Raw genomic sequence first — 4,621 nt, forward strand, 5'->3', positions numbered from 1 at the left:
GGGCGCCCCCGGCCGGAACCGCCCGGCCCGGCCGGCGCGCGGACGCCGGCGGCGCGGCGCACAATGGAGGGCGTGGCACGTGGACGACTCCGCATCTACCTGGGCGCGGCCCCGGGGGTGGGCAAGACCTTCGCCGCGCTCAGCGAGGCCCGGCGCCGCGCCGAGCGCGGTACCGACATCGTCGTGGGCTTCGTCGAGACTCATGGGCGGGACCGCACGGCGGCGCTGCTCGACGGGCTGGAGGTGCTGCCGCGCCGCACCGCCGTGCACCGCGACGGCACCTTCACCGAGCTCGACATCGACGCGCTGCTGGCCCGCGCCCCGCGCGTGGCGGTGGTGGACGAGCTGGCGCACACCAACGTGCCGGGGTCGCGCAACCCCAAGCGGTGGCAGGACGTGGACGAGCTGCTCGACGCCGGGGTGGACGTGATCTCCACGGTGAACATCCAGCACCTGGAGTCGCTGAACGACGTGGTCAAGCAGATCACCGGGGTGCGCCAGCGCGAGACCATCCCGGACGAGATCGTGCGCCGCGCCGACCAGATCGAGCTGTGCGACATGTCGCCGCACGCGCTGCGCCGCCGCATGTCGCACGGCAACATCTACCCGGCCGAGAAGATCGACGCCGCGCTGTCCAACTACTTCCGCGAGGGCAACCTGACCGCGCTGCGCGAACTCGCGCTGCTGTGGGTCGCCGACCGGGTGGACGAGGGGCTGGCCCGCTACCGGGGCGAGCACAAGATCCGCGAGACCTGGGAGGCGCGCGAGCGCGTCGTCGTGGCCCTCACCGGCGGCCCCGAGGGCGAGACCCTGCTGCGCCGGGCCGCGCGGGTCGCCGCCCGCTCGCGGGGCGGCCAGCCGCAGCCCAGCCACCTGATGGCGGTGCACGTGGTGTCCGGCGACGGCCTGCGGCACGTGCCTCCCGAGGATTTGGCGCGGCAGCGGCAGCTCCTCGCCGAGCTGGGCGGCACCTACCACCAGGTGGTGGGCGACGACGTCGCGACGGCGCTGCTGGAGTTCGCGCGCGGGGTGAACGCCACCCAGATCGTGCTGGGGTCGTCGCGGCGGCGCGGCTGGCAGTACGTGTTCGGCCCCGGTGTGGGGTCGACCGTCGCCCGCGAGGCCGGCGACATCGACGTGCACATCGTCACCCACGAGGAGGTGGGCCGCGGCCGGGGCCTGCTGCCCGCGCCGGCCGGGGGCCTGGGCGGGGCGCGCACGGGCGCCGGGTGGCTGCTGGGGGTGCTCTGCCCGCCGGTTCTGGCGGCGCTGCTGCACCTGCCGGTCGCCGACGAGCTGGGGCTGACCACCGACATGCTGGTGTTCCTCACCGCGACGGTCGTCACCGCCATGGTGGGCGGGCTGTGGCCCGCCCTGTTCAGCGCGGTGTGGGGCAGCCTGATCTTGAACATCCTGTTCACGCCCCCGCTGTACCGGTCGACCATCAACCAGCTCGACAACGCCATCGCCCTGGTGGTGTTCATCCTGGTCGGGGTGCTGGTGGCGATCGTGGTGGACGTGTCCAAGCGCCGGTCGCTGCAGGCGGCGCGGGCGCGCGCCGAGGCCGGCACGCTCAGCCTGCTCGCGAGCAGCGTCCTGGACGGCCAGGAGCCGCTGCGCGCCCTGCTGCGGCGCATCCGCGAGACGTTCGGGCAGCGCTCGGTGGCGCTGCTGGGCCAGCAGGACGACGGCCGGTGGGAGCGACTGGAGGTCGACGGCGACCGGCCGTGCGCCTCCCCCGACGAGGCCGACGCCCTGGTGTCGGTCAGCGACTCGCTGGCGCTGGCGCTGCGCGGGCACGTGCTGCCGGCCGCGGACCGGCGCATCCTGGGCGCGTTCGCCACCCACATCGGCATCGCGCTGGAGCGGCAGCGGCTGGCCCGCGACGCGGCCGAGGCCAAGCGGCAGGCCGCGGGCAACAAGATCCGCACCGCGCTGCTGGCCGCCGTCTCCCACGACCTGCGCACCCCGCTGACGTCGATCAAGGCGAGCGTGTCGAGCCTGCGCTCGGTCGACATCGAACTCGACGACGTCGACCGCGCCGAGCTGCTGGAGAACATCGAGGAGTCCACCGACCGGCTCAACGGCCTGGTCGGCAACCTGCTCGACATGAGCCGGCTGCAGACCGACACGGTCCGGCCGCAGGTGCGCGCGGTCGGCCTGGAGGAGGTGGTCCCGGTGACCCTCATCGGCGTCCCGCCGCACACGGTCTGCGTGGACGTCCCCGACGACCTGCCCCGGGTGCGCGCCGACGCGGGGCTGCTGGAGCGGGCGGTGGCCAACGTGGTGCAGAACGCCGTCCGGCACAACCCCGAGGGGGCGCGGCCCGTCCGGGTGTCGGCGAGCGCGCTCGGCGGCGAGGTCGAGCTGCGGGTGGCCGACCACGGCGCGGGGGTGCCCGACGAGTCCAAGGAGCGCATCTTCGAGGCGTTCCAGCGGCTCGGCGACGCCCCGCGCGGCACCGGCATCGGGTTGGGGCTGGCCGTGGCCCGCGGCTTCACCGAGGCCAACGAGGGGACGCTGACCGCCGAGGACACCCCCGGCGGCGGCCTGACCATGGTGTTCACCCTGTGCGCCGCCGACGACCCGGCGGCCGAGGGCCCCGCCGGGGACCCGGCCGCACCGGGCACCGAGACCGAGGAGCGGTGATGCGGATTCTCGTCGTCGACGACGACACCCAGATCATCCGGGCCATGCGCATCAACCTGCGCGCCCGCGGCTACGACGTCGACACGGCGTTCGACGGCGCGTCGGCGCTCCAGGCCGCCGCCAAGCACCCGCCGGACATCGTCCTGCTCGACCTGGGGCTGCCCGACATGGAGGGCGGCGAGGTGATCGAGGGGCTGCGCGGCTGGACGTCGGTGCCCATCATCGTGCTGTCGGCGCGGCACTCGGCGAGCGAGAAGGTGCGGTCGCTGGACGCGGGGGCCGACGACTACGTCACCAAGCCGTTCGGGATGGACGAGCTGCTGGCGCGCATCCGCGCCGCGCAGCGCCGGTCGGTGCACGTGGAGGAGGCGCCGGTGGTGGCCACGGCCGCGTTCACCGTCGACCTGGGCGCCAAGCGGGTGTCGCGCGACGGCCGCGAGGTGCGGCTGACCCCCACCGAGTGGCACATCCTGGAGGTGCTGGCGCGCAACGCGGGCCGGCTGGTCAGCCAGCGCCAGCTGCTGCACGACGTGTGGGGGCCCGCCTACCAGAGCGAGACCAACTACCTGCGGGTGTACATGGCGCAGCTCCGCCGCAAGCTCGAACCCGACCCGGCCCACCCCCGGTACCTGATCACGGAGGCGGGCATGGGCTACCGGTTCGAGAAGGACGGCGCCGCCTGAACGGGGCCCCGCCGCCGCCCGGGGCGACGGGGGCGGCGGGGCCGGCGGGTCAGCGGTCGCGGTGCTTCAGGAAGTGCGCGCGGGCCGCGTAGAGGTGGTCGGGGCTGTCGGAGAACACGCCGTCGACCCCGGTGCGCAGGACCGCGGTGTAGTAGGCGCGGTGGTCGCCGTAGGCGGTGGGGTCGGTGCCCCGGTCGTAGCCGTCGGGCAGGTGGGCGTTCTCGCTGCGCAGCGTGTAGGGCGTGACGAGCAGGCCGCGGTCGTGCGCGTCGGCGACGAGCGGGGTGGGCTCGCCCGCGCGGCCGTCGGCGCCGATGGGCAGTACGTGCCGGACGTCGGGGCCGATGGCATCGGCGTACTCGGCGATCCCGTCCAGCGCCTCGGGGGTGGTGAGGTCGGCCCGGTTCCCGCTGATGAGCTGCACCACCGGGGTGTCGACGAGGGAGTCCACCTCGCGGGCGCTGCCCGGTTCGAAGGACTGCACCACCACGGGGGCGTCCGCGCCGTCCAGCCCGCGCTCGGCCAGCTCCTCGGCGAGCATCTCCTCGGTGTCGAGGCCCAGGGAGTCGAAGTAGCCGCCGTGCTTGAGCTCGGGGATGATCCGCAGGTCGCGGCCGTGGCGGCCGTGGCCGCGGGCGTCCGCCCAGTAGTCGAGGACCTCGGCGAACGTGGGGATCTCGTAGCGGCCGTCGTAGCGGGTGTTGCGCGGCCGGATGTCGGGGATGCGCTCGACCGCGCGCAGCGTCTTGATCTCGGCGAGCGTGAAGTCCTCGGCGAACCAGCCGGTGACGCGGACGCCGTCGATGGTCTTGGTGGTGCGGCGGTCCGCGAACTCGGGGTGGTCGGCGACGTCGGTGGTGCCGCCCAGCTCGTTCTCGTGCCGGGCGATGAGGTGGCCGTCGCGGGTGGGTACCAGGTCGGGCTCGATGACGTCGGCGCGCTGGCGGACCGCCAGCCGGTAGGCGGCGATGGTGTGTTCGGGCCGGTAGGCGGAGGCGCCCCGGTGGGCGATCACCCACGGGACCTCGATCAGCGACTCCTCGCGGCCGCCGCGCTCGGCGGCGGGGTCGGCGGCGGCCGGCGCCGCTCCGGCGAGGACGGCGAGGGCGATCAGGGGGGTGGTGAGGGCGATCCGGCTGGGGGACGGGGCCGTGGTGCGCCGCATGGGTCTCCTTTGCTCCGCGTTCGCGCGAGGACGGGGGAACACTCGCCGGTGCGTGCGTCGCGCCGCTTCACCCGGTTTGAACGCGGACCCACCGGCGGCCGAAATGTAACCCGCGGCCGCACGG

At 74.7% G+C, this 4,621-nt stretch carries 3 protein-coding genes; 2 read left to right on the top strand and 1 reads right to left on the bottom strand.

The window, feature by feature from the left end; genetic code table 11:
* The first annotated feature begins 63 nt into the window (after nucleotides 1-63).
* Together NT8_RS27280 and NT8_RS27285 are read left to right on the top strand one after the other, a co-directional pair.
* Nucleotides 64-2,649: a sensor histidine kinase gene (locus NT8_RS27280; protein ID WP_084469328.1), complete on the top strand. Its 2,586-nt coding sequence runs from the start codon at nucleotides 64-66 to the stop codon at nucleotides 2,647-2,649.
* On the top strand, nucleotides 2,649-3,332 hold the full coding sequence (locus NT8_RS27285) for a response regulator (RefSeq protein ID WP_084469329.1): 684 nt from the start codon (nucleotides 2,649-2,651) through the stop codon (nucleotides 3,330-3,332). Before NT8_RS27280 ends, NT8_RS27285 begins: the two co-directional genes overlap by 1 nt.
* 49 nt (nucleotides 3,333-3,381) lie before the next feature.
* On the opposite strand, the gene NT8_RS27290 is transcribed toward NT8_RS27285, so the two are convergent.
* Nucleotides 3,382-4,497, bottom strand: a complete 1,116-nt coding sequence (locus tag NT8_RS27290) for a glycerophosphodiester phosphodiesterase family protein (protein ID WP_067975765.1) — start codon at nucleotides 4,495-4,497, stop codon at nucleotides 3,382-3,384.
* Nucleotides 4,498-4,621: the final 124 nt, after the last annotated feature.

It is taken from the genome of Nocardiopsis trehalosi NBRC 14201 (assembly GCF_001552555.1).
In the GTDB taxonomy this organism is placed as follows: Bacteria; Actinomycetota; Actinomycetes; order Streptosporangiales; family Streptosporangiaceae; genus Nocardiopsis_B; species Nocardiopsis_B trehalosi.